The organism is Streptomyces sp. NPDC012474 (genome assembly GCF_042955185.1).
Lineage (GTDB): Bacteria > Actinomycetota > Actinomycetes > Streptomycetales > Streptomycetaceae > Streptomyces > Streptomyces cahuitamycinicus.
On sequence record NZ_JBIBEP010000005.1, the window covers coordinates 432,279 to 453,612 of the forward strand.

A 21,334-nucleotide genomic window follows, 5' to 3' on the forward strand; every position below is an offset into this window, starting at 1 on the left:
GCGAACGGCGTCATGGCGCGGTGTCCTCGGCGAGGACCCGCGCCATCGTGCGTTCGGCGAGCGCGGTGATGGTCACGAAGGGGTTGACCCCGAGCGACCCGGGCACGAGCGAGCCGTCGGTGACGTACAGCCGGGAGTATCCCTTGACCCGCCCGTAGTCGTCCGTCGCCCGGCCCAGCACGCAGCCGCCCAGCGGGTGGTAGGTGAAGTCGTCGGCGAAGACCTTGCTCTTCGAGCCGAACAGGTCGTACCGGTAGATCGTGGCGTTGGCCGCGTTGATCCGGTCGAACAGCTTCCTGGCCATGGCGACGGAGACCGCGGAGTGGGCGGCCGTCCAGCCGAGCCGGAGCCGGTCCGAGCCGGTGTCGTAGGAGAAGGACGCCCGTTCCGGGTTCCTGGTGATCGCCAGGTAGAGGCTCACCCAGTGCTCCAGGCCCGTCGGCAGCGGGGCGATCTCGGCGAACACCGGGTTGGCGGTGTTCGCCCAGTCGTCGATGCCCATGACCGGCATGGTCGACTGGTTCGCGCCGACCGTGTCCCACAGGTGGTTGGCCCGGCCGAGCATCACGTTGCCGTTGGTTCCCCAGCCGGCCCCGACACTGGCGTCGAGCGCGGGCAGGGTGCCCGTCTCCCGGGCGCGCAGCAGCAGTTCGGTGGTGCCGAGGCTGCCGCCGGCCAGGAAGAGGTACGTGCAGCCGTACTCCTTGGTCTCGACGACGCGGCCGGTCTCGTCGATGCGGTCTGCGGTCAGGACGTAGGTGCCGTCCGGCGCGCGGCTGATCGCGCGCACCTTCTCCAGGGTGTGGACGGTGACCTCGCCGGTGCCGAGCGCGGTGGCAAGGTACGTCTTGTCGAGGCTGCGCTTGCCGTGGTTGTTGCCGTAGATGACCTCGCCGCCGAGCGCCGACTTCGGGGCGGTGCCGGCCGCCTCGCGCCGCATGTGGCCGAAGTCGTAGACGCTGGGCACGAAGGTGGTCCGCAGGCCGGCCTTCCCGGCGTGCTTGCGGGAGACGCGGGTGAAGCGGTACCACTCCGTCGACTCGAACCACGCCGGGTCGACGGTGTTCACTCCCAGGGCGGCCCGGGCGCGCGGGAAGTACGTGCCGTACATCTCGTCGGCGTCGACCGTCGGGAACTGTTCCGCGAAGTACGGCCGGGGCGGGGTGACCGCCATGCTTCCGTTGACCAGGGAGCCGCCGCCGACGCCCCGGCCGACGTACACGGACATGTGGTCGAAGTGCACGCGGTCCAGGACGCCGGGGTAGCGGCCGATGTCCCGGTTGACGAGGTCCAGCCAGAGAAAGGTGCCGAGGGGGGCCTCGGTGCGGTCGCGGAACCACATGGAGCGGTGGTCGGGTGCGCTGGTGGTGCAGAAGATCTCGCCGTCCGGGCCGGTGGTGTTCCAGAGGCGGCCCATCTCCAGGACGATCGTGCGGATGCCGGCCTGGCCGAGGCGGAGAGCGGCCACGGCGCCGCCGTAGCCGGAGCCGACGACGATGGCGGGGGCGGTGTCGACTGCGTCGGGCTGGGCGGCTCGGGCGCTTTCGAGGCCGATGCGGGTGAAGCCGAGGGCGGCAGCGGTCTGCAGGGCTGCCATACCGAGGATGTGACGTCTTGTCAGGTGACGATGCGTCAGGTTAGATGTCATGGGCGCAGCATCGGCGGATTTTCGGGTTCCGCCTAGTGGGGTGCCGCTTGATCCTTGTGGGCGGGTGCGGGCCTTCGGTGGCTTGTCGCGCAGTTCCCCGCGCCCCTTATTCCCCTAAAGCAAGCTTTTGAGGCGCTCCGCCAGCAGGTCCCAGCGCCACTTCTCCTCGACCCACTCCCTGCCCCGCTCCCCCATCCTGCGGCGCAGCTCGGCGTCGCCGAGGAGGACGGTGATGCGCTCGGCCGCTTCCTCCGGGGAGCCGCCCCCCACCACCCAGCCCGTCTCCCCGTCCAGCACCGCGTCCGGGGCGCCGCCCGAGTCGCCGGCCACGACCGGCAGGCCCGTCGCGGAGGCCTCCAGGTAGACGATGCCGAGGCCCTCGACGTCCAGGCCGCCGCGCCGGGTGCGGCAGGGCATCGCGAAGACGTCGCCGGCGCCGTAGTGGGCGGGCAGCTCGGACCAGGGCACTGCGCCGGTGAAGCGTACGGCGGGGGCGACGCCGGTCTCGTGCGCGAGGCGCCGCAGGTCCTTCTCGTAGGGGCCGCCGCCGACGATCAGCAGGACGGTGTCGGGCTCGGCCGCCAGGATGCGCGGCATGGCCCGGATCAGGGTGTCCTGGCCCTTGCGGCGGACGAGCCGGGAGACGCAGACCACGACCGGGCGGTCCGTCAGGCCCAGCCGCGCCCGGACCTCCTCGCCGCCCGAGCCGGGGTGGAAGGTCTTCTCGTCGACTCCGGGCGGCAGCTGCGCCATCCGTGCGGCCGCCTCGGGCGTCAGGGCGGAGGCGATGCGCGAGCGGGTGTACTCGCCGAGGTAGGTGATCGTGTCGGTGGACTCTCCGATCCGCCGCAGCAGCTGCCGGGCGGCGGGCAGCTGCGCCCAGCCGGCCTCGTGGCCGTGCGTGGTGGCGACCAGCCGCTCGGCACCCGCGGCGCGCAGGGCCGGCGCCATCAGACCGAGCGGGGCCGCCGCCCCGAACCACACCGAGGTGCAGCCGTGCTCCCGCAGCAGACCGGCGGCCCGCCGGGTGGCACCCGGCGTGGGCAGCAGCATGGTCGTACGGTCCCGTACGACGGTGAAGGGCTGCTCGGCCTCGAAGGCACGGGTCGCCTCGACGCCTTCCGGTGTCCGCTTCCAGGTCGAGGCGTACACGACCAGCCGCTGTGGGTCCAGCCGCAGCGCCATGTTGTGCAGGAACGCCTGGATGCCCCCGGGCCGGGGCGGGAAGTCGTTGGTCACGATCAGGGTCTTGCGCACGCCGCCGACCCTACCCAACGGCCCTCACCGCCGTACGCCGCGGCGAGTGTGGCACGCTCACAGCTGACGGGCCCATCATGGCCCGATCAACACCGCGCGCGAACGGGCAGGGATCACGTGATGACGAAGGGCACGAGGCGGTCCCTGGCATGGCTGCCGGTGGTCTGGTGTCTCACCAGGCTGTTGCTGCTGCTGTTCGTCCTGAAGGTGTACGTCTTCCCGGGCCCGGACGTCACGAGCGACGTGCACGTGATCTACCGGGGCTGGTACGAGGTCCTCAGTACCGGAACCTTCCCTCTGCGCGACGTCACCTGGCAGTACCCGCCCGCCGCCGCGCTGGCGATCCTCTCCCCCGGCCTGCTGCCCTTCCTGGACTACGGGACCGCGTTCTTCGTGCTGGTCTGCGTCACCGATCTGGCCGTGCTGGCCCTGATGATCTACGCGGGACGCCGCCCGGGCCGCTCGCTGCGCGGCGCCTGGGTGTGGGTGATCGGCGTGCCGCTGCTCGGCCCGACGGTGTACGCCCGCTACGACGTGATGGTCACGGCGGTGGCCATGGCCGCCCTGCTCGCGGGGGCCCGGCACCCGAAGGCGCTGGGGGCCCTGGCCGCCTTCGGCGCCCTGCTGAAGATCTGGCCGGCGATGCTGCTGCTGGCCGCCCGCAGCCGCAGCGCCTGGGTGTCCGCCCTCGTGACGGGCATCGTGGTGACGGGTGCGTTCGCGCTGGCCATGCCGGGCACGTTCGCGTTCCTGACCTTCCAGCGCGACCGGGGCACCGAGGTGGAGTCGCTGGGCGCGCTGGTCTTCCACGTCGCCCGGCACTTCGGCTGGCAGGGCGAGGTGAGGCTGAACTACGGCTCGATCGAGTTCCTCGGGCCGTACGTGAGCGAGGTGAGCACGGGCGCGCTGTTCCTGACCGGGGCGGCCTTCGGCTGGCTGGTGCTGTGGCGGCTGCTGGCCCGGCGCTTCGAGGAGCACACCCTCGCCGACGCGGCCTTCGTCGCGGTGCTGATGTTCACCACGACCAGCCGGGTGATCAGCCCGCAGTACATGGTGTGGCTGGTCGGGCTGGCGGCGGTGTGCCTGTGCTTCCCCGGGAGCCGGATGCGGCTCCCGGTCGTCCTGGTGCTGGTGGCGTGCTTCGTGACGGTGCTGGAGTTCCCGTTCTACTTCGCCAGCGTCGTCGCCAGCGACGGCCTCGGCCTCACCCTGCTGTTCCTGCGCAACGGCCTCCTGGTGGCCGCCGCGCTCCTCGCGGCCCGCGCCCTGTGGCGCGCGACGGTGCCGGGCATCCTCCCCGCTCCCGTGCCCGCTCAGCCCGTCCGTACCGACGAGACCGCCGTCTCCTCCTGAGCCGGGTCCCGCCGGAACAGCAGCCCCGCCGACGCGCACTGCGCGGCAGCCGCGAGCGCCATCGCGAGACACACCCCGGGCAGGCCGAGCCTCGCGAGGGCGTACGCGAGTCCCAGCTGGACGGCCGTCCCGAGCAGGGTCACCCGCAGCAGCGCCGAGGCCCGCCCGCCGCCCTCGAAGACCCCGCCGAGCGCGATGAGACAGCCCAGCAGCACCAGGTAGGGCCCGACGCAGCGCAGGAACAGCACGCCCTCGCCCGCGACCTGGGGCCCGGCGCCGAAGGCGGCCATGATCCAGGGGGCGGTGACGGCCAGGAGCACGGCCGCGGCGAGTCCGACGGTGCCGGAGAGGAGCACGGCCTGCCGCCCGATCGCCCGCCGGGCGTCCTGACCGGCGCCCCGCGTGTGCGCGGTGTGGATGGAGGCGGCCTGCCGGACGGCGTAGAAGGCCATGGTCGCCACGTACATGACCTTGTAGGCGATCGCGTACGCCGCCACCGCCGTCACCCCCAGCCGCGCCACGATCACGACCAGGACCAGGGCGCCGGTCTGCCGCACGGTGAAGTCGGCCGACATGGGCAGGCCGGTCCTCAGCGTGCGCCGCAGGGAGACGTCGAGGGACTCGCCCGGTTCGGCCCGGCGGGCCGCGCGCAGCAGGGTGGTGCGCCGCAGCGCGAGGAGTCCGGCCCCGAGCGCCGCGCACCGGGCCAGCACCGTCGCGGCGGCGGCACCCCGGACGCCGTAGAGGTGGATGAAGAGCGGGTCGAGGGCCAGGATCAGGCCGTTGGCCAGCAGGGCGAGGCGCATCGGGGTACGGGTGTCGCCGGTGCCCTTGAGGATGCCGTCGACGAGCTGCTGGGCGAAGAAGACGGTCAGGCCCGGCATGGAGAGCGTGAAGTAGGCGACGGCGAGCGGGAGAGCGGCGCTGTCGGCCCCGCCCAGCACCAGCCGGGCGAGCGGTTCACGCCCCAGCAGGCCGCAGGCCACCACCACCGGTGTCACCAGCGCCCACAGCGCCCATCCGCCGCGCACCGCGGCCCGTACCGCGGCGGGGTCGCGGGCACCCCGGGCGTGGGCGACCAGCACGGTCGTACCGGAGCCGAAGACCAGGGCGATGCCGAGCAGCACGTTCTCCGTGGTGGTCGCCACGGCGACGGCGGCCACGGCCGGTCCGCCCAGCCCGGCGACCCAGACGGTGTTGATGATCCCGGCGGCGACGGAGGCGAGGAGCGAGAAGTAGACGGGCCGGGCGAGCAGCACGAGCTGTTCGCGGTGGGTGTTCACGGTGACGGTCCCCCTGAGTCCTGATGACCCCCGATGCGGCATACCTCGGCCTGACCCGACGCGATCCGGACTACATCTATTCGAGGTAGCTCGGATCGAGGTACCTCGGTAAGAGGTAGCATGCACTCTGACCCGCCCGCAAGGAGGACCATGCTGGAGCTGTCGATCCTGGGCTTCCTGGCCGAGGAGCCCCTGCACGGCTACGAGTTGAAGGACCGCATCAAGGCGCTGACCGGGCATGTCCGTCCGGTCAGCGACGGCGCGCTCTACCCGGCGATCACCCGGCTGACCACGAAGGGGCTGCTCGACCAGCGCACCGAGCCGGGTGCGAGCGCGGCCCCGCGCCGGATCCTCGCCCTCACCGACAGGGGCCGGGAGGAACTGCTGGCGCGTCTGCGCGACCCGAGGCAGACGGAGATCACCGACCACGTCCGCTTCAACACGGTCCTCGCGTTCCTGCGCCACCTGCCCGACCGGCACGAGCAGGCCGCGGTGCTGCGCCGCCGGCTGGACTTCCTTGAGACGCCGACGAGCTTCTTCTACGACTCCGGCAAGCCGGTCCGCGCCGAGGAGGCGGACGACCTGTTCCGCCAGGGCATGTTGCGTGTGGCCCGGGCGACGGGCGAGGCCGAACGGGGCTGGCTGCGGGAGGCCATCGAGCTGCTCGACCGGCCGGAGTGAGGCCGCGGCAGGTCCGGTCGAGAGGCTCGACCCGCCTGAGTGAGCCACGGCGGGTCCGGCCCCGGGTCAGCCGTCAGCCCAGCTGCTCCCGCAGATAGGCCCGCCACTGTTCCGTGAAGGCCTCCGGCGTCGTCCCCAGAACCTCCCGCATGGCGTCCTCCACCGCACCCGGGCGTTCCCGGTGCTCCCCGACGGCCCGGTAGAAGTCGCCCAGCCGGGCCTCGCCCCAGCGGTCGGCGATCAGCCGGCACGCCGTCCAGCCGCTCTCGTAGGAGCGGGCCAGCCGGCTCGCGTCGCCGGTGAAGCCGAAGTCCTCGTCGTCCGGGAGCGTGGTGGGGACCCGGCCCGCGTCGACCGCGCGGGACAGTTCGGGCGCGGCCTCGGTGGGGGTGCGGCCGGTGGCGCGGTAGCCGACCCAGTCGGCGTAACCCTCGGACAGCCACAGGGGCGTGGCGGCGGTGGTGCGGGCGCGGGTGGCGACATGGGTGGTCTCGTGGGTGACGACGACCTGCTCGCCGAGACCGCCGAGGAGCGCGAACGCGTCCGGGTTGACGATGATCCGGTCCGCCGACGCCCGGTCCCGCGCACCCGTCTCACCGGTGGTGACCGCCGCGATCCCGCGGTAGGCGGAGGCGGGCGAGCCGAGCAGCCCCGCCATCCCCTCCAGTGACCTCGGCACGAGCACGACGACCCGTCGGCTCCATCGCGTGCCCCAGGCGTCCGACACGGCGGGCACCGCACGGTCGGCCAGGTCCGCGAAGTCCCGCAGCGCCTGCCCGGACTGCCCGACGCCGAGCACCAGGCTGTACCGGCCCCGGACGAGGTGCACCGCCCCCTGGTCCCAGAGCTGCTGCGCGGACTTCTCGGCCGGCCGGTCGGTGTCGACGGCCCACTTCCCGTCCGCTCCCCGGCTCAGCCGCAGGGTGCGCCCGGCGGTCACCGGAGCCCGGTCGTAGCCGGCGACGCGGTAGCGCAGTTCGGCGTCGGCGGTGGCCGTGTCGCCGGTGCGGCGCAGTCCGGTCACCCGGTACGACCAGGCGGCCACGGGCACCGAGCGCAGTCTGGCGAGATCCGTCCCGGTGCCCGTCCGTTCGTAGGCCCGCTCGTCGCGGTCCAGGACGGCTGCGGCCCGCCGGTCCAGGAGCCGCTGCACATCGGCCGTGGCACTGTCGACGGCAGGCCGCCCGCCGCACCCGGTCAGGGCGACGAGCAGCACGACGAGCGCTACGAGCACGGACCCCGACCTTCGACCAGCCACGTTCCCGATCGTACGGGCGCCGGGCCGCCCCGGTCAGACCCTGGTGACCGACGAGACGGGCATCATCCCGACCGGGTCGTAGCGCACGGGCGCGCCGGGGTAGGGCGCGTGGATGACCTGGCCGTTGCCCATGTACATCCCGACGTGGCTGGCGTCGCCCCGGTAGACGACCAGGTCACCGGGGCGTGCCTCGGACAGCGGGATCTGCCGGCCGGCGTACCGCTGGGCCTGCGAGGTGCGCGGCAGGGAGACCCCGGCCTGCGCGTACGACCACTGCATCAGGCCCGAACAGTCGAAGCCGGAGGGCCCGTTGGCGCCCCAGATGTAGGGCTTGCCGAGTGCGCTGCGGGCGGCGGCGACGGCGGCGGACCCGCGTCCCGAGGCGGCGTCGGCGCTGCCGGGGCCGGGCAGGTCGCCGCGGCCGGAGCGGGAGGCCCTGCCGTAGGCGTCGCGCTCGGCCTCCGGCAGGGAGTTGAGCAGCCGTCGGGCCGTGGCGAGTTTCCGCTCGACGGTCTTCTTGTGCGCGGCGACGGCCTTGCGGCTCCTGTCCAGTTCGCGGAGCTTCTCGGCGGCCTCCTCGCGTTCCTGGGCGAGTTCGCGCATGGCATGCCGGAGTTCCTTCAGCTCACCGGCCTGGTGGGCGGTGAGGCGGTCGAGCCGGGACGCGTGGTCGAGGTAGTCGTCCGGGTCGTCGGAGAGCAGCAGGACGAGGGAAGGGTCGATGCCGCCCTCGCGGTACTGGGCACCGGCGAGGGAACCGAGGGAGTCGCGCAGGGAGTTGACGCGCTGCTGCCCGCGGGCGATGCGGTCCCGGGCGGTGCCGACCTCGTCGCGCAGTTCGTCGGCGCGTTCGTCGGCCGCGTTGTACGCCTCGGTCGCCTTCTCGGCCTGCTCGTAGAGCCGGTCCACCGTGGCCCGGGTGTCGTCGTGCGGTGCGGCGGCGGCCGGTACCGCGCCCACGGCGGCGGCCGCGACGGACAGGAAGCTGACCGCGGCACCGGCGCCCCGGTCGAACCCGGACGGTGCAAGGCGGCGATGGGACCCCACGGGAAGCCGCTCTCCTTCCGCTGGCGGACTGGAACGCGGCAGACAGTAGCCCCGTGACGGGGGGCCGCCAACGGCCATCCGTGGGTATCCAGCACGGCGCCCCGCCGCTGACGCAGGTCAATGGCGGGGCGTGGGCTCACTCGGGCTGTTGCGATTCGCCCGAACGGCGGACACCGTGTCCTGATCTTGAGAACGCCGGAAGTCTCCGGCGGACGGCGCCGGGGGTCGGGATCAGACCCGGACGCCGAACATGAACGGGCCGCCGATGGTGTCCATCGACTCGTAGCGGACGACCGTGCCGGTGCGCGGGGCGTGGATGATCTGCCCGTTGCCGGCGTAGAGGCCCACGTGGTGCAGGTCGTTGAAGAAGAAGACCAGGTCGCCGACCTTGAGCTGGCTGACCGAGTAGATCTTGGTGCCGGCTCCGGTCTGGGCCTCGGAGGTGCGCGGGATCTGGACGCCGGCCGCGGCGTACGCCCGGGAGGTGAGGCCGGAGCAGTCGTAGGAGCTCATGCCGGTGGCGCCGTAGACGTAGGGCTTGCCGAGCTGGCTCTGGGCGAAGGCGAAGGCGGCGGCGGCACGGCCCGAGCCGGGCGGGACGTCGACGGTGAGGGCGTCGCGCTCGCTGGTCCGGCTGGCGCGGTTCTGCTCGGCGGCCAGTTCGGCCTTCTGCGCGGCCGTGAGGCTGTTGAGCAGCTTCTGCGCCGAGGAGAGCTTGCCCTGGACTTCCTTCTTCTTCTTGCCGAGTTCGGTCCGGGTGGAGGCGAGGTCCTTGAGCTTCTCGGAGGCCTCGGCGCGTTCCTGGGCGAGTTCGCGCTGCTTCTCCTGGACCTTCTTCAGCGCCTCGACCTGCTGGCTGCTCAACTGGTCGAGGGTGGAGGCCTTGTCCAGGTAGTCCTCCGGGTTGGCGGAGAGGAACAGCTGGACGGAGGGGTCGATGGAGCCGGTGCGGTACTGCGAGGCGGCGGCGAGGCCGAGGCTGTCGCGGAGCTCGTTGAGCTCTTCCTGGCCGCGGGCCACGTTGTCCTGGATGGTGGAGATCTCCTTCTGGAGCTTCTCCTGCTTCTCCTTGGCCCCGTTGTACTTCTCGGTGGCCTGCTCCGCCTCTTCGTAGAGCTTGTCGACCTTGGCCTTGACCTCGTCCTTGCTCGGCTTCTCGCTGGGGGCGGCGTTGGCGGCCTGCGAGCTGAAGGCGACGGCAGCGGCGGCGGCGGTGGTCAGCACGGTCACACGTGCGCGGCTCGGCTGCTTCGGACGACGGTGGGACGCCACGGGTGACAAGCTCCTTCTGGCTCCTCCGCCGTCTCTCCCGATGAGCGATCACCCGAGCGGAGGTTCGGCCCGACCCTAGTGACCTTCCTGTGATCAGTTCAAATCCTCAGATGAAAAATCGCGTCACGGTAGGCCAACTTTTCCTCTGGACTCACTGATGGTGAGACCTACTTGACGCAACGTGGCTCACAGGTCCCAGTAATTCGGGCATCACGCCCGGACGTTACGCATCGGGCGTATGCCTCCTAGGCCCTCGAAAGGCGCTTGAGGAGCATCGCCGAGGCCACCGGGCGGGCGCCGGCGCGGGCGACGCCGTCGGCGACCTCACGGTCGGTGGAGGCCACGATGACCGGGCGGCCCGGGGGTTCGGCGCGCACCAGCTGGCGGATCAGCTCGTCGGCGGTGACCCCCGGCTTCGAGAAGAGCACCCGGACGCCGCGCGGCGGCGCCAGCAGCACCGGCGCGGCGAGTTCGGCGCCGTCGAAGACGCAGGTCACCTCGGCGCCGCTCTGCGCGGCCAGTTGGGAGAGCTGTCCGAGCAGCCTGAGGCGCTGCTTCTCCAGCGGCATCTGCGGATAGCCGGTCTTGGTGACGTTGTAGCCGTCGACGACCAGATGGGCCTGCGGCAGCGCCAGCAGCTGGTCCAGGACCTGCGGGTCGTTCTCGGACAGGGCGCGGGCGGCGATGTCCTTCGGGGACATCCGGCCCGGCTCGACGGCGTCGACGGTCTCGGCGGGGCGCACCGACACCGGCGGCAGGGCCAGTTCGCGGCGGAGCCCCTGGGTGGCGTCCAGCAGGGTGTCCAGCAGCAGCCGTACCCGCATGTCCTCGACGCTGCGGCCCTCGCGGGCGGCCCGGCGCGCGGCCTCCAGGGCGGCCTCGGTCTCGCCCAGCCGGGACTTGAGCCGACGGGTCTCGCTCTCGGCGGCGGACACCTGGGCGTGCCCCTCGGCGCGGACGGCATCCATCTCGCCCTGCGCCTTGCGCAGGGCGGCCTCGCCGCGCTTGACGTCACTGAGGGCGGCGCGCAGCTTGCGGTGCAGCGACTCGGTTTCCTTTTTGGCCGATTCCAGCTCCGTGCGCAGTCGCTCGGTCTCGGCCCGGGTATGGTCGCGGGCCCGGTCCAGTTCGGCGCGCAGCCGCTCCAGCTCGGCCCGGACCTCGTCGTCGGCGCGCTCGGCGTCGGCTCGCTGGGCCTCCTCGCCGGCGGCGGTCACCTGCTTCACCCAGCCGGGGGGCCGCAGTACGTAGGCCGCGGCCGCCACATCGAGCGGGTCCGCGGCCGGAGGCGGGGAGCCTGAGTCCAGGGCGCCGGTCAGTTCCGGCTGGGCCTCTCTGAGCTTCTCCCCGATGCGCTGCCGGAACAGCGGATCGGTCTCCAGCGCTGCCGCCATCGCGTTGCCGGCGAACTTCGCCCGGCGGTTCGGTGCGAACCGGGCGTACTGCCGGAGCTGCGCGGGCAACTCCCCGACCGTCAGCGCGCCGAAGCCGTCGGAGACGATCTGCACGACCCTGCGGCGCACGCCGTCGGGCAGCGGACGGTCGAGCACCTCGGCGGCGCCGTCGTCCGGCCCCCCGCCCGTGGTCTCCGCCATCCGTCACACACCCCAATTCTTGCGGGGCCCTCCCCCACGCTCGACTTCGCTCGAGCGGGGGGACCCCCATCGTCAGGAGCCGGCACCCGGCCTGTCCACGAGTTCCACCTGGTCCACCGCGTTGCACCAGCGGCAGCGCACCGACTCGATGGTCTCACTGAGCACCTCGCGCTCCTCGACCTTCGGCTCTCCGGCCAGGTCGAGGTGGACGTACTCGACGACCTTCGACGAGCGGGTCACGTCGAACCTCGTGAGGTTGCCGCAGAGGGTGCAGCGCCACCGCGTCTCAGTGGTCGGCAGGGGAACCGTCATCGTGACCTGTTCTCTTTCCTTCTAGTGTCCGCGACGCGACCGGCATCCCCGGTGCGCATGGCTCGTAACCCTACGGCCTGGCGAGTACCCGCCGCCCGCGTGTCCACGGCGGCGAGGCGGTCTGGGTGGTTGCATCCCCTTACGTCATGCTCTGTGTTCATGATCCGCAAGTGGAGTGCGTCGATCGTCCGGGCCGGCAGATCGGTCAGGGGGTCGTCGGCGCCGGTGACGTACTCACTGATCGCGCTGTGCTGCCTGGCTTTCCTGGCCGGGCCCGCCTCGGGCCTGAATCCGGCGTACGGCACGGGCGACGAACTGCTCGCCGTACAGCGGGCCTACTTCCGGCGCTGGGGCGTGATTCCCGCAGAACTGTTCGAAGGGTCCGCGGGGCCGGCCCTCACCCCCGCGACCGCGCTCTTCGTCCACGGCAGCTGGGTGCACCTGCTCGGCAACATGCTCTTCCTCTACGTCTTCGGGGCGATGACCGAGGAGCGGATGGGCCGAGTGCAGTTCACCCTGTTCTACGTCGGCTGCGGCTACCTGGCCCTGCTGGGCTACGCCGTCGCCAACGCGGACTCCGAGCAGTCCCTGGTCGGTGCCTCGGGGGCGATCTCCGCGGTCCTCGGCGCGTTCCTGTACCTGTTCCCGCGTGCCCGGGTGACCAGTCTGCTGCCGTTCCTCTTCTTCCTGCCGGTGCGCTTCCCGGCGTGGGTGGTGCTGCCGTTCTGGGCGGCACTGCAGTGGCTGGCGGCGGGGCGGGCCTCGGACGGGCCGGGGGTCGCCTACCTCGCCCACCTGATCGGATTCGGTCTGGGCTTCGGCTACGCGTCGGTCCGCTACGGCCGTCCCACCGGCCCCACTAGGGCCTGTCGTTTGGATCAGGCCGCAGGAGACTGACGGTGCTGCTCGATGCCGGTGAGCGGGGTCTGGTGCGTGCAGCTGCAAGGCGGAGGAGGGCGTCGACGCGATGGGGGTCCCTCCCGCGCGAGCGCAGCCGAGCGTGGGGGAGTCGGCAACCGACGACAACGCGGCAGATGTGCGTGCCAGACCCCGCGTCTGAGGCGTGGTCCAAACGACAGGCCCTAGAGTGAAGGCCGCCCCTGCTCCGGCCCCCGAGGGAGAGAACCAGCCGTGATCACCGCGATCGTCCTCATCAAGACCAGCGTGGACCGGATCCCCGAGATCGCCGAGTCGATCGCGGCGCTGGACAGCGTCAGCGAGGTCTTCTCCGTCACCGGCACCTACGACCTGATCGCGATGGTCCGGGTGAAGGAACACGAGGACCTGGCGGAGGTCATCCCGGGCCGGATCAGCAAGATCCCCGGCGTGGAGGGGACCGACACGCACGTGGCGTTCCGTACGTACTCGCAGCACGACCTCGAGGCGGCGTTCTCGATCGGGCTGGACAACTAGGGCCTGTCGTTGGATCACGCCGCGGACGACAGACGCTGGAGGGTTCCGTCGTCCCCGCCCGGTCCCGGATGAGGAGTTCTTCATCCGGGCTTCATCCCGCTCCCCGGGTTCCGGCCGCAGGATCGGTCCCATGGTTTTCTCTCGCCGGATGGCGGCCCTGTCCGCCGTCGTGCTGATCCCACTGGGCATCGCCGCGACCAGCTACGCGCTCGCGGACAGCCCGGAGTCGCCCAGGGTGCCCTCCCAGCAGGTCGAGCTGGACCGCGGCTCGCCCACCCCCACCTCCACGCTCCCGCCCGCCCCGAAGGCCACACCGCCCGGCGCCACACCGGGTGACGAGGTCGTCTCGCGGCCTCCGGTGACCGACAGCTCAGCGAGTGACGACGATGACGACGACCGCGGCCAGGGCACCGGAGACGACGGACCGGGCGACGACGACGGCCCCGGCTCCGACGGCTGACACCGGCCGCCGGCGGGTCTCCGCCCGGGTCCGGATCCTGCTGTGGCTGCTGCTCGTGATGGCGCTGGCGCTCGCCTCGGTGGCCATGACCACCCGCTCGTTCCTGCTGCGGGACGTCGACCACCGCATCAACCGCCTGCTCACCCAGGAGACCGGCGAGTTCGCGAACTTCGAGGAGCGCGGCGGGGATCCGCGGACCGGCCGCCCGTTCACCGACGCGGACCGGCTGCTGACGGTGTTCCTGGAGCGGCAGTACCCCGACGCGGACGAGGAGCTGATCGGCCTGGTCGGCCGGGCGGGCGCCGGCCCGCTGCAGATCCGCCAGCCGCACGACCTGCCCGTCGCCCTGCCCCTGCACGAGGACCCCGGGGCCCGGGCCCGCATCTTCGGCTCGCCCGACTCCTCCGGCGTACTCGACCGGCCGCAGGGCGAGATCCGCTGGGCGAAGGTCACCGTGGTCCAGCCGGGCCGGGAGCCGGACGCGGCGTTCGTCGTGGCGTTCCACCCGGAGCGTGAGCAGGCCCGCGTGAACAGCGTGTTCCGCACGCTCCTCGTCATCTCCGGGGTGGCCCTGCTGCTGACCGTCGGCATCGCCTGGGCCGTCGCCGGGCGGATCCTCAAACCGGTGCGGGTGGTGCGCACCGCGGCGGCGCAGCTCACCGAGCAGGACCTCACGCGCCGGATCCCGGTGCACGGCCATGACGACATAGCGGCACTCGCCGAGACGTTCAACGGCATGCTCGACCGGCTGGAGCGGGCCTTCGCCGCACAGCGCGAGTTCGTCGACGACGCCGGGCACGAGCTGCGCACCCCCATCACCATCGTGCGTGGCCATCTGGAGGTCATGGGCGACGATCCGGCCGAACGCGAGGAGACCGTCCGGCTGGTCACCGACGAGCTGGACCGGATGAGCCGCATCGTCGAGGACCTGCTGCTGCTCGCCAAGGCCGAACGCCCCGACTTCGTCTCCCCCGAGCCGTTCCAGGTCGCCGAACTCACCGCCGACGTCTTCGTCAAGGCCCGCACCCTGGGCGAGCGCGACTGGCGGCTCGACGGGGTCGCCGACCTGGAGGCCGACCTGGATCCGCAGCGGATCACCCAGGCCATGGTGCAGCTCGCGCAGAACGCCGTGCAGCACACCACCCCCGGCCAGACCATCCGCATCGGCTCCCGCACCGACGGCCCGGACCTGGAGCTGTACGTGGCCGACTCGGGGCCCGGTGTGCAGCCGCAGGACGCCGAGGTGATCTTCGAACGCTTCCGGCGCGGCACGGCCCGCCGGGGCGCCCGGGGCTCCGGCGCCGGACTCGGACTGTCCATCGTCAAGGCCATCGCCGAGGGGCACCGGGGCCGCGTACGGCTGTACGGCACACCCGGGGGCGGCGCCACCTTCGCCCTCGTCCTGCACGCACCCCGGGAACCGGAAGGGGACCCCACGTGAACCGCATCCTCATCGTCGAGGACGAGGAGCGCATCGCCTCCTTCGTGGAGAAGGGCCTGCGCTCCAACGGCTTCACCACGACCGTCGTCACCGACGGCGACGCGGGCTACGAGTACGCCCTGACCGGCGGTTTCGACCTCGTCGTCCTGGACATCGGGCTGCCCGGCCGGGACGGCTTCACGATCCTGCGGGAGCTGCGCGAGGCGCGGGTGTCGGTGCCGGTGATCGTGCTGACCGCGCGGGACTCCGTACGGGACACGGTGGCCGGCCTGGAGGGCGGCGCCGACGACTGGATGACCAAGCCGTTCCGGTTCGAGGAGCTGCTCGCCCGGGTGCGGCTGCGGCTGCGGACGGCGGCGCGGGCGCCGGAGGTGACGATGCTCAGGTCGGGGTCCCTGAGCCTGGATCTGCGGACGCGGCGTGCCCGGTCCGGGGAGCGGACGGTCGACCTGACGGCGCGTGAGTTCGTGCTGCTGGAGCTCTTCCTGCGGCACCCTGGGCAGGTGCTGTCGCGGGAGCAGATCCTGTCCCACGTGTGGGGCTACGACTTCGATCCGGGCTCCAACATCGTGGACGTGTACGTGCGGACGCTGCGCAAGAAGCTGGGGGCGGAGCGGGTGGAGACGGTGCGGGGGATGGGGTACCGGTTGCCGTAGTGGCACTCGGCGCCGATGCCCGGTGTGGGCTGTCGTGGGCTGATCGCGCACACGCGGCGGAGCCGCAGATCGATACAGACCCGCGCCCCTGAGGTACCGCACCTGAAAGTTCCTTCATGTGGAACTCATCGACGACTCACCGCCCGGGCGAATGCTCGATCGTGTGACGCCGAACCTCCGAACCGCCACCGCCCTGTGCTTCGCCCTGTCCATGTGTGCCCTGCTCGCCGTCCCCACGAACTTCCCGGGGCTCGGCGGCGACGCACGGCTCACGCTCGTCGTGTTCGTCCTCGCGACCTGCGCCTGGATCGGGACGCCGGTCGACGACACGTATGTCGCGCTCGGCGCCGGGCTCGCGCTCACGGTGACCGGGGTGATCAGCAGCGACACCCTGTTCGGCACGCTCGGTGACGCCACGGTGTGGCTGCTGATCTGCGCGTTCGTGCTGGCGGCCGCGGTGAGCCGGACCGGGCTCGCCGGGCGGGCGGCGGTGTTCCTGGTCAGCGGGGCGCGCACCGTACGGCAGCTGGTGCACCTGACGACGACCGCCCTGGTCGTCACGGCGTTCGCGGTGCCCGCCACCTCCGGGCGGGCCGCGCTCGCGCTGCCGGTGTTCCTCGCCCTCGCCAAGGTCCTGGCCGACCGGAAGCGGCTGGTCGTGATGCTGGCCCTGCTGTTCCCGACCGTGATCCTTCTGTCGGCGGTGGCGACGCTGATCGGCGCGGGAGCCCATCTGATCACCGTGTCGGTGCTGTGGGAGACGACCGGACAGCACATCGGCTTCACCCAGTGGCTGCTGCTGGGCCTGCCGCTGGCCGTGGCCTCCTCCCACCTGGCGGCGGAGCTGGTCCTGCTGACGACGACCCGGCGCGCGGACCGCACCGGCCCCGTCCACATCACCCCCGAGCAGATCCAGCGGCACAGCGAACAGCCGGTCACCGGCCCCTGGAGCCAGGCCGAGAAGCGCTGCGTCCTGCTGCTGGCCACCGTGATCGCCCTGTGGTGCAGTGAGCCGCTGCACCGCGTGCCACCGGCCCTGGTCGCGCTGATCGGCGCGATCATCGCCGCCTCGCCCGCCCTCGGCACCGTGCGCCTGAAGGACGCGCTGAAGACCGTCCCCTGGTCGCTGCTGCTGTTCATGGCCGCGACGATGGCGATGGGGGTCGCGCTGGCCGACTCGGGAGCGGCGAAGTGGCTGGTCTCCGGACTGCCGGCCGACGCGTCCCCGATGCTGTTCCTGGCGGTCGTGATCACCGTCAGCACGGCGGCCCACCTGGTCCTGCAGTCCCGCTCGGCCCGCTCGTCGGTGCTGGTGCCGCTGGTCGTGGCCGCCGCGGCCGGCGTCGGGGTCAACCCGGTCGCCGCCGCCCTCGCCTCGACCGCAGCCGCGGGCTTCTGCCACACCCTGCCCGCCTCGGCCAAGCCGGTCGCGCTCTTCGCGCAGCTCCCCGGCACGCCGACCTACGCCCCGCGCGACCTGCTGCGGCTGTCCGCCGTCCTGGCGCCGCTGACCGCCGCGCTGGTCCTGCTCTTCGCCGTCGCGGTGTGGCCGCTGCTCGGCGTGTCCGTCACCCCTTGAGGAGTCGTCCATGCTCACCCGTGTCGTCGTAGCCCCCAGTGGTTTCAAGGAGTCCCTGTCCGCGGAGGCCGCCGCCGACGCCATCGCCGCCGGCGTACGCCGGGTCCTGCCCGGCGCCGAGATCGACCTCGTGCCGCTGGTGGACGGCGGTGAGGGAACGGCTCTCGCCCTGGCCGCGGCGACCGGGGGCAGGATCGTCACCACGCCGGCGACCGGCCCGGTCGGGGAGACCATCGCCGCGCACTTCGCCCTGCTGGGCGGCGGGGACACCGCCGTGGTGGAGATGGCGGCGGTGGCGGGCCTCTCCCTCGTGCCGCGCGACCTGCGCGACCCGGGCGCCACCACCACGTACGGCGTCGGCGAACTGATCCGCGCCGCCCTGGACTCGGGCGTCCGGCGGATCCTCGTCGGCTGCGGCGACTCGGGCACCTCGGACGGGGGCGCGGGCGCGCTCCAGGCGCTGGGCGCCCGGCTGCTGGACGAGGACGGCCGGGAACTCGCCCGGGGCGGGCGGGAGCTGACCCGCCTGCACCGCGTCGACCCCAGGGGCCTGGACCCCCGCCTCGCGGAGGTGGAGCTGCTCGTCGCCTGCAACCCGTACAACGTGCTGTGCGGCGAGCGGGGCGTGGCCCGGGTCTTCGGTCCGCAGAAGGGCGCGACGCCCGCGCAGGTGGAGGAGCTTTCGGCGGCCCTGGAGAACTGGGCGTTCATCCTCACCCGCGACGCCGCCATGTCGGACAGCGACCTTCACTCCGGGCCGGGCACGGGAGCCTCCGGCGGGCTGGGAGCCGGGCTGGCCGCCCTGGGCGCCCGGCTGCTCCCCCGCTTCGACGTGCTGCTGGACCACCTCGACCTGGACGCCCGGCTGGCCCGCGCCGACCTGGTCGTCACCGCCGAGGGCGCCCTGGACCACCAGACGCCCCGCGGCAAGGTCCCCGCCGAGGTGGCCCGCCGCGCCAAGCTCTACGGCCGTCCCGTCCTGGCCCTGGCCGGCACGCTCGGCGAGGGCGCGGGCGACGTGCCGGGAGTGGACGCCTGCCACGGCATCCTGCCCGCCCCGATGGAGCTGGCCGAGGCCCTGCTCCGCGCGAGTGAACTCCTCACGGACGCCACCGAACGCGCCCTGCGCATGATCGTCCTGGGCACCCGGCTACCGGTGGTTCAGGCGGAGGTGTCCGGCACGCAGCGCCCGTCCTCCGTGCGGTAGTTCCACTTCGCCCCGTCCGTCACGAGCTCCTTCACCGCCCGCACGAACCGCTCCACGTGCTCGTCCGGCGTGCCCGCGCCGAAGCTGACCCGGATGGCGTTGAGCGACTTCTCCCCGGGCGCGGCCTCCGGCGACCCGCACTCGCCCTGCGACTGCGGGTCGCTGCCGAGCAGTGTGCGCACCAGCGGGTGCGCGCAGAACAGCCCGTCCCGTACGCCGATGCCGTACTCGGCGGACAGGGCGGCGGCGAAGTGCGAGCTGTTCCAGCCCTCGACGACGAAGGAGAGCACGCCGACGCGCGGCGCGTCGTCCCCGAAGAGGGACAGGAACCGCACCTGCGGGACGTCGGCGAGCCCCTCCCGCACGGCGCGCACCAGGTGCTGCTCACGGGCGACGAGGCTGTCGAAGCCGGCCTCGGTCAGCGCCTTGCAGGCCGAGGCGACGGCGTAGGCGCCGATGACGTTGGGCGACCCGGCCTCGTGGCGGGCGGCGCTGTCGTGCCACTCCACCTCGACTCCCCCGTCCTGGCGCCGGCCGACCTTGCGGCTGGCGCCACCGCCCGCGAGGTACGGCTCGGCGGAGCGCAGCCAGTCGGCCCGCCCGGCCAGGACGCCGGAGCCGAAGGGCGCGTACAGCTTGTGCCCGGAGAAGGCGACCCAGTCGACGTCGAGGTCCCGGACGGACACCGGGTGGTGCGGGGCCAGCTGGGCGGCGTCCAGCACGATCCGCGCGCCATGGGCGTGGGCGGCCGCCGCGAGTTCCCGTACGGGCCACAGCTCGCCGGTGACGTTCGAGGCGCCGGTGACGCAGACCAGGGCCGGTCCGTAGGGGTCACGGCCGGCGAGGGCGCGCTCCAGGGTCTCGACGGCCTCGCGGGGGCTGCGCGGGGCGTCGAGGCAGGTGACGCGGGCGTTGCGCCAGGGCAGCAGGGCGGCGTGGTGTTCGGTCTCGAAGACGAAGACCTGGCAGTCGGCGGGGAGGGCGGCGGCGAGGAGGTTGAGGGAGTCGGTGGTCGACCGCGTGAACACGACCTGGTCGCCCTCGCGGCAGCCGAGGAACTCGGTGACGGTCCGGCGGGCGTTCTCGAACAGGTCGGTGGAGAGCTGGGAGAGGTACCCGGCACCACGGTGGACGCTGCCGTAGTACGGCGCGTAGGCGGCGACGTCGTCCCAGACGCGCTGGAGTGCCGGGGCGCTGGCGGCGTAGTCGAGCGCGGCGTAGGCGACCTCGCCGCCGGTCACGAGCGGCACGGTGACATCCCGCCCCAGAACGGGCAGCGGGGCACAAACGGACGGGGCGGAGGCAAGGGTGGAGACGGACATGGGTGAACTCCCGTGAAGGCAGGTGGAATCCGCCCGCGAGCCGGTACGGCTGCCAGCGGGGGGAAAGAAAGAAGGGTGCGGAGGCGGGGCGTTGCGGCCCTAGCGCATTCGCTTGCTCACGGGAGGCTCCTCGACGACCAGGACCCCTGGTATCTCGAGGGGTCCGCGCTTGCCACAGACCTCGCTGCCTGCGGCCTGGTCTTCACCCGGGGCACCCCGCCACGGACGGAGGGTTGCCGGACAGTCGGCCGGGGCCTCATGACTGTCACTCATGACCTGGTCACGAACGTATGCGAAAAGATCGGCGTCCCGCAACCCGAGTCCGGATCGCGGGACGCCGTCAGGGTTCCCTATGCGTTGCTCGCGGCCACCCAGCGCTCCAGCGTCCGCTTGGCCGCCCCCGAGTCGATCGACTCGGCCGCCTTCGCCATCCCGGCGCGGATCTGCTCGGCCAGTGGCGCGGCGGTGGGCTCCAGGGCCACCAGTGCCGCCGCCGAGTTCAGGATGACCGCGTCGCGGACCGGGCCGGTCTCACCGTCCAGCAGGCGGCGGGCGACCTCGGCGTTGTAGGAGGCGTCCGCGCCGCGCAGCGCTTCCACGGGAACCAGTTCGAGGCCCACGTCACGCGGGTCGAAGGACTGCTCGGTCACCTCGCCGTCCCGGACGATCCACACCCGGGAGGTGGCCGTCGTGGTCAGTTCGTCCAGGCCGTCGTCGCCCCGGAAGACCAGGGACGAGTTACCGCGCTCGGCGAAGACACCCGCGACGATCGGCGCCATGCGCGGGTCCGCCACACCGACCGCCTGGGCACGGACCCGGGCGGGATTGGTGAGCGGGCCGAGGGCGTTGAACACCGTACGGATACCCAACTGACCGCGGGCCGCGCCCGCGTGCCGCAGCGCCGGGTGGAACTTCACCGCGAAGCAGAAGGTGATCCCTGCCTCGTCGGCGACCTGCGCGACGCGGTGCAGGGGGAGCTCCAGGTTGACCCCGAGCTTCTGCAGCACGTCGGAGGCCCCGGACGCCGAGGACGCGGCCCGGTTGCCGTGCTTGACGACCTTCGCACCGGTTCCGGCGACGACGATCGAGGACATCGTGGAGATGTTGACCGTCTTCGCCCCGTCGCCGCCGGTGCCGACGATGTCCACCGTCGCCCCGGGCACCTCGATCACGTTGGCGTGCTCGTACATGGTGCGGACGAGGCCGTTGATCTCCTCGACGGTCTCGCCCTTGGCGCGCAGGGCCACGACGAACCCGGCGATCTGCGCCTCGGTCGCCTCGCCGCGCATGATCCGGTCCATCGCCCAGGCGGTGTCGTCCGCGCTCAGGTGCCTGCCGTCCAGCAGGCCGTTCAGCAGCCGGGGCCAGGAGCGGCCCGCCGCGGTGTCGCCTCCAGCGGGGGTCACAGCGCTCATAAGCCGCTCCAGGGTCAGGCGTCCCGCACTGCGGGACGAGAGTCTCAACGGGTCCACCCTATCCAGCGCCGGGCATGGCGAAGGGCCCCGTCCGAACACCGGACGGGGCCCCTCGTGTGGCGTGGCGAAGCAGTC

The 21,334-nt window shown here is 72.6% G+C and carries 19 protein-coding genes and 1 riboswitch; of the genes, 9 read left to right on the forward strand and 10 right to left on the reverse strand.

All coding sequences use genetic code 11. The annotated features are described in order from the left end of the window. Positions 1 to 10: 10 nt before the first annotated feature. Together ACFY9S_RS14900 and ACFY9S_RS14905 are read right to left on the reverse strand one after the other, a co-directional pair. Positions 11 to 1,597, reverse strand: a complete 1,587-nt coding sequence (locus ACFY9S_RS14900; RefSeq protein WP_391127593.1) for a GMC oxidoreductase — start codon at positions 1,595 to 1,597, stop codon at positions 11 to 13. A 165-nt stretch (positions 1,598 to 1,762) separates the two neighbouring features. Next, positions 1,763 to 2,905 (reverse strand): glycosyltransferase, encoded by a 1,143-nt coding sequence (locus tag ACFY9S_RS14905; protein ID WP_391127596.1) that lies wholly within the window; start codon positions 2,903 to 2,905, stop codon positions 1,763 to 1,765. A 120-nt stretch (positions 2,906 to 3,025) separates the two neighbouring features. On the opposite strand from ACFY9S_RS14905, the gene ACFY9S_RS14910 reads away from it, so the two are divergent. Then, positions 3,026 to 4,258: a glycosyltransferase 87 family protein gene (locus ACFY9S_RS14910; protein ID WP_391127599.1), complete on the forward strand. Its 1,233-nt coding sequence runs from the start codon at positions 3,026 to 3,028 to the stop codon at positions 4,256 to 4,258. Here the strand turns inward: ACFY9S_RS14910 and ACFY9S_RS14915 are convergent. Next, positions 4,219 to 5,541, reverse strand: a complete 1,323-nt coding sequence (locus ACFY9S_RS14915; RefSeq protein WP_391127602.1) for an MATE family efflux transporter — start codon at positions 5,539 to 5,541, stop codon at positions 4,219 to 4,221. The genes ACFY9S_RS14910 and ACFY9S_RS14915 overlap by 40 nt on opposite strands. Positions 5,542 to 5,691: 150 nt before the next feature. Between ACFY9S_RS14915 and ACFY9S_RS14920 the strand changes: the two genes are divergently transcribed. Then, positions 5,692 to 6,222 (forward strand): helix-turn-helix transcriptional regulator, encoded by a 531-nt coding sequence (locus ACFY9S_RS14920; protein WP_391127605.1) that lies wholly within the window; start codon positions 5,692 to 5,694, stop codon positions 6,220 to 6,222. Positions 6,223 to 6,295: 73 nt separating this feature from the next. Here ACFY9S_RS14920 and ACFY9S_RS14925 read toward each other — a convergent pair whose 3' ends face one another. The 5 genes from ACFY9S_RS14925 to ACFY9S_RS14945 all read right to left on the reverse strand — a co-directional run bounded on the left by ACFY9S_RS14925 (position 6,296) and on the right by ACFY9S_RS14945 (position 11,706). Beyond that, positions 6,296 to 7,480 (reverse strand): hypothetical protein, encoded by a 1,185-nt coding sequence (locus ACFY9S_RS14925; RefSeq protein WP_391127608.1) that lies wholly within the window; start codon positions 7,478 to 7,480, stop codon positions 6,296 to 6,298. Positions 7,481 to 7,513: 33 nt separating this feature from the next. After that, positions 7,514 to 8,527, reverse strand: a complete 1,014-nt coding sequence (locus tag ACFY9S_RS14930; RefSeq protein ID WP_391127610.1) for an NlpC/P60 family protein — start codon at positions 8,525 to 8,527, stop codon at positions 7,514 to 7,516. 231 nt (positions 8,528 to 8,758) lie between these two features. After that, the gene (locus ACFY9S_RS14935; RefSeq protein WP_102907931.1) at positions 8,759 to 9,799 is read right to left on the reverse strand and encodes a C40 family peptidase; all 1,041 of its coding nucleotides are present in this window, start codon (positions 9,797 to 9,799) and stop codon (positions 8,759 to 8,761) included. Positions 9,800 to 10,044: 245 nt separating this feature from the next. Beyond that, positions 10,045 to 11,394 carry an NYN domain-containing protein gene (locus ACFY9S_RS14940; protein ID WP_391127613.1) on the reverse strand — a complete coding sequence of 450 codons (1,350 nt, stop codon included), beginning with the start codon at positions 11,392 to 11,394 and terminating at the stop codon, positions 10,045 to 10,047. 72 nt (positions 11,395 to 11,466) lie between these two features. Then, on the reverse strand, positions 11,467 to 11,706 hold the full coding sequence (locus ACFY9S_RS14945) for a hypothetical protein (protein ID WP_391127616.1): 240 nt from the start codon (positions 11,704 to 11,706) through the stop codon (positions 11,467 to 11,469). Positions 11,707 to 11,865: 159 nt separating this feature from the next. Here ACFY9S_RS14945 and ACFY9S_RS14950 point away from each other — a divergent pair, with 159 nt between their 5' ends. The 7 genes from ACFY9S_RS14950 to ACFY9S_RS14980 all read left to right on the forward strand — a co-directional run bounded on the left by ACFY9S_RS14950 (position 11,866) and on the right by ACFY9S_RS14980 (position 18,462). Further along, positions 11,866 to 12,603 carry a rhomboid family intramembrane serine protease gene (locus tag ACFY9S_RS14950; protein WP_391127618.1) on the forward strand — a complete coding sequence of 246 codons (738 nt, stop codon included), beginning with the start codon at positions 11,866 to 11,868 and terminating at the stop codon, positions 12,601 to 12,603. A gap of 234 nt (positions 12,604 to 12,837) precedes the next feature. Further along, a complete protein-coding gene (locus ACFY9S_RS14955) occupies positions 12,838 to 13,119 on the forward strand; it encodes an Lrp/AsnC family transcriptional regulator (RefSeq protein ID WP_030848030.1) in 282 nt (93 codons plus the stop codon). A 130-nt stretch (positions 13,120 to 13,249) separates the two neighbouring features. Further along, positions 13,250 to 13,579, forward strand: a complete 330-nt coding sequence (locus ACFY9S_RS14960; protein WP_391127621.1) for a small secreted hydrophilic protein — start codon at positions 13,250 to 13,252, stop codon at positions 13,577 to 13,579. Continuing rightward, positions 13,506 to 15,020 carry an ATP-binding protein gene (locus ACFY9S_RS14965; protein WP_391127624.1) on the forward strand — a complete coding sequence of 505 codons (1,515 nt, stop codon included), beginning with the start codon at positions 13,506 to 13,508 and terminating at the stop codon, positions 15,018 to 15,020. The genes ACFY9S_RS14960 and ACFY9S_RS14965 overlap by 74 nt, the downstream gene beginning before the upstream one ends. Further along, positions 15,017 to 15,676 carry a winged helix-turn-helix domain-containing protein gene (locus ACFY9S_RS14970; protein ID WP_391127627.1) on the forward strand — a complete coding sequence of 220 codons (660 nt, stop codon included), beginning with the start codon at positions 15,017 to 15,019 and terminating at the stop codon, positions 15,674 to 15,676. The genes ACFY9S_RS14965 and ACFY9S_RS14970 overlap by 4 nt, the downstream gene beginning before the upstream one ends. A 151-nt stretch (positions 15,677 to 15,827) precedes the next feature. Beyond that, positions 15,828 to 17,255 carry an SLC13 family permease gene (locus ACFY9S_RS14975; protein ID WP_391127678.1) on the forward strand — a complete coding sequence of 476 codons (1,428 nt, stop codon included), beginning with the start codon at positions 15,828 to 15,830 and terminating at the stop codon, positions 17,253 to 17,255. 10 nt (positions 17,256 to 17,265) lie between these two features. Then, a complete protein-coding gene (locus tag ACFY9S_RS14980; protein WP_391127630.1) occupies positions 17,266 to 18,462 on the forward strand; it encodes a glycerate kinase in 1,197 nt (398 codons plus the stop codon). Here ACFY9S_RS14980 and ACFY9S_RS14985 read toward each other — a convergent pair. Then, the gene (locus ACFY9S_RS14985; protein ID WP_391127633.1) at positions 18,417 to 19,784 is read right to left on the reverse strand and encodes an aminotransferase class V-fold PLP-dependent enzyme; all 1,368 of its coding nucleotides are present in this window, start codon (positions 19,782 to 19,784) and stop codon (positions 18,417 to 18,419) included. The genes ACFY9S_RS14980 and ACFY9S_RS14985 overlap by 46 nt on opposite strands. 160 nt (positions 19,785 to 19,944) lie before the next feature. After that, a riboswitch (SAM riboswitch) is annotated at positions 19,945 to 20,061 on the reverse strand. Positions 20,062 to 20,134: 73 nt separating this feature from the next. Continuing rightward, positions 20,135 to 21,199, reverse strand: a complete 1,065-nt coding sequence (trpD, locus tag ACFY9S_RS14990; RefSeq protein WP_391127636.1) for an anthranilate phosphoribosyltransferase — start codon at positions 21,197 to 21,199, stop codon at positions 20,135 to 20,137. Positions 21,200 to 21,334: the final 135 nt, after the last annotated feature.

Bases quoted from the DNA above. Each gene is read 5' to 3' on its own strand.
- ACFY9S_RS14900 (WP_391127593.1), bottom strand. From the start codon at position 1,597: ATGGCAGCCCTGCAGACCGCTGCCGCCCTCGGCTTCACCCGCATCGGC.
- ACFY9S_RS14910 (WP_391127599.1), top strand. From the start codon at position 3,026: ATGACGAAGGGCACGAGGCGGTCCCTGGCATGGCTGCCGGTGGTCTGG.
- ACFY9S_RS14920 (WP_391127605.1), top strand. From the start codon at position 5,692: ATGCTGGAGCTGTCGATCCTGGGCTTCCTGGCCGAGGAGCCCCTGCAC.
- ACFY9S_RS14940 (WP_391127613.1), bottom strand. From the start codon at position 11,394: ATGGCGGAGACCACGGGCGGGGGGCCGGACGACGGCGCCGCCGAGGTG.
- ACFY9S_RS14945 (WP_391127616.1), bottom strand. From the start codon at position 11,706: ATGACGGTTCCCCTGCCGACCACTGAGACGCGGTGGCGCTGCACCCTC.
- ACFY9S_RS14950 (WP_391127618.1), top strand. From the start codon at position 11,866: ATGATCCGCAAGTGGAGTGCGTCGATCGTCCGGGCCGGCAGATCGGTC.
- ACFY9S_RS14960 (WP_391127621.1), top strand. From the start codon at position 13,250: ATGGTTTTCTCTCGCCGGATGGCGGCCCTGTCCGCCGTCGTGCTGATC.
- ACFY9S_RS14965 (WP_391127624.1), top strand. From the start codon at position 13,506: ATGACGACGACCGCGGCCAGGGCACCGGAGACGACGGACCGGGCGACG.
- ACFY9S_RS14975 (WP_391127678.1), top strand. From the start codon at position 15,828: ATGCTCGATCGTGTGACGCCGAACCTCCGAACCGCCACCGCCCTGTGC.
- ACFY9S_RS14980 (WP_391127630.1), top strand. From the start codon at position 17,266: ATGCTCACCCGTGTCGTCGTAGCCCCCAGTGGTTTCAAGGAGTCCCTG.
- ACFY9S_RS14985 (WP_391127633.1), bottom strand. From the start codon at position 19,784: ATGTCCGTCTCCACCCTTGCCTCCGCCCCGTCCGTTTGTGCCCCGCTG.
- trpD (WP_391127636.1), bottom strand. From the start codon at position 21,199: ATGAGCGCTGTGACCCCCGCTGGAGGCGACACCGCGGCGGGCCGCTCC.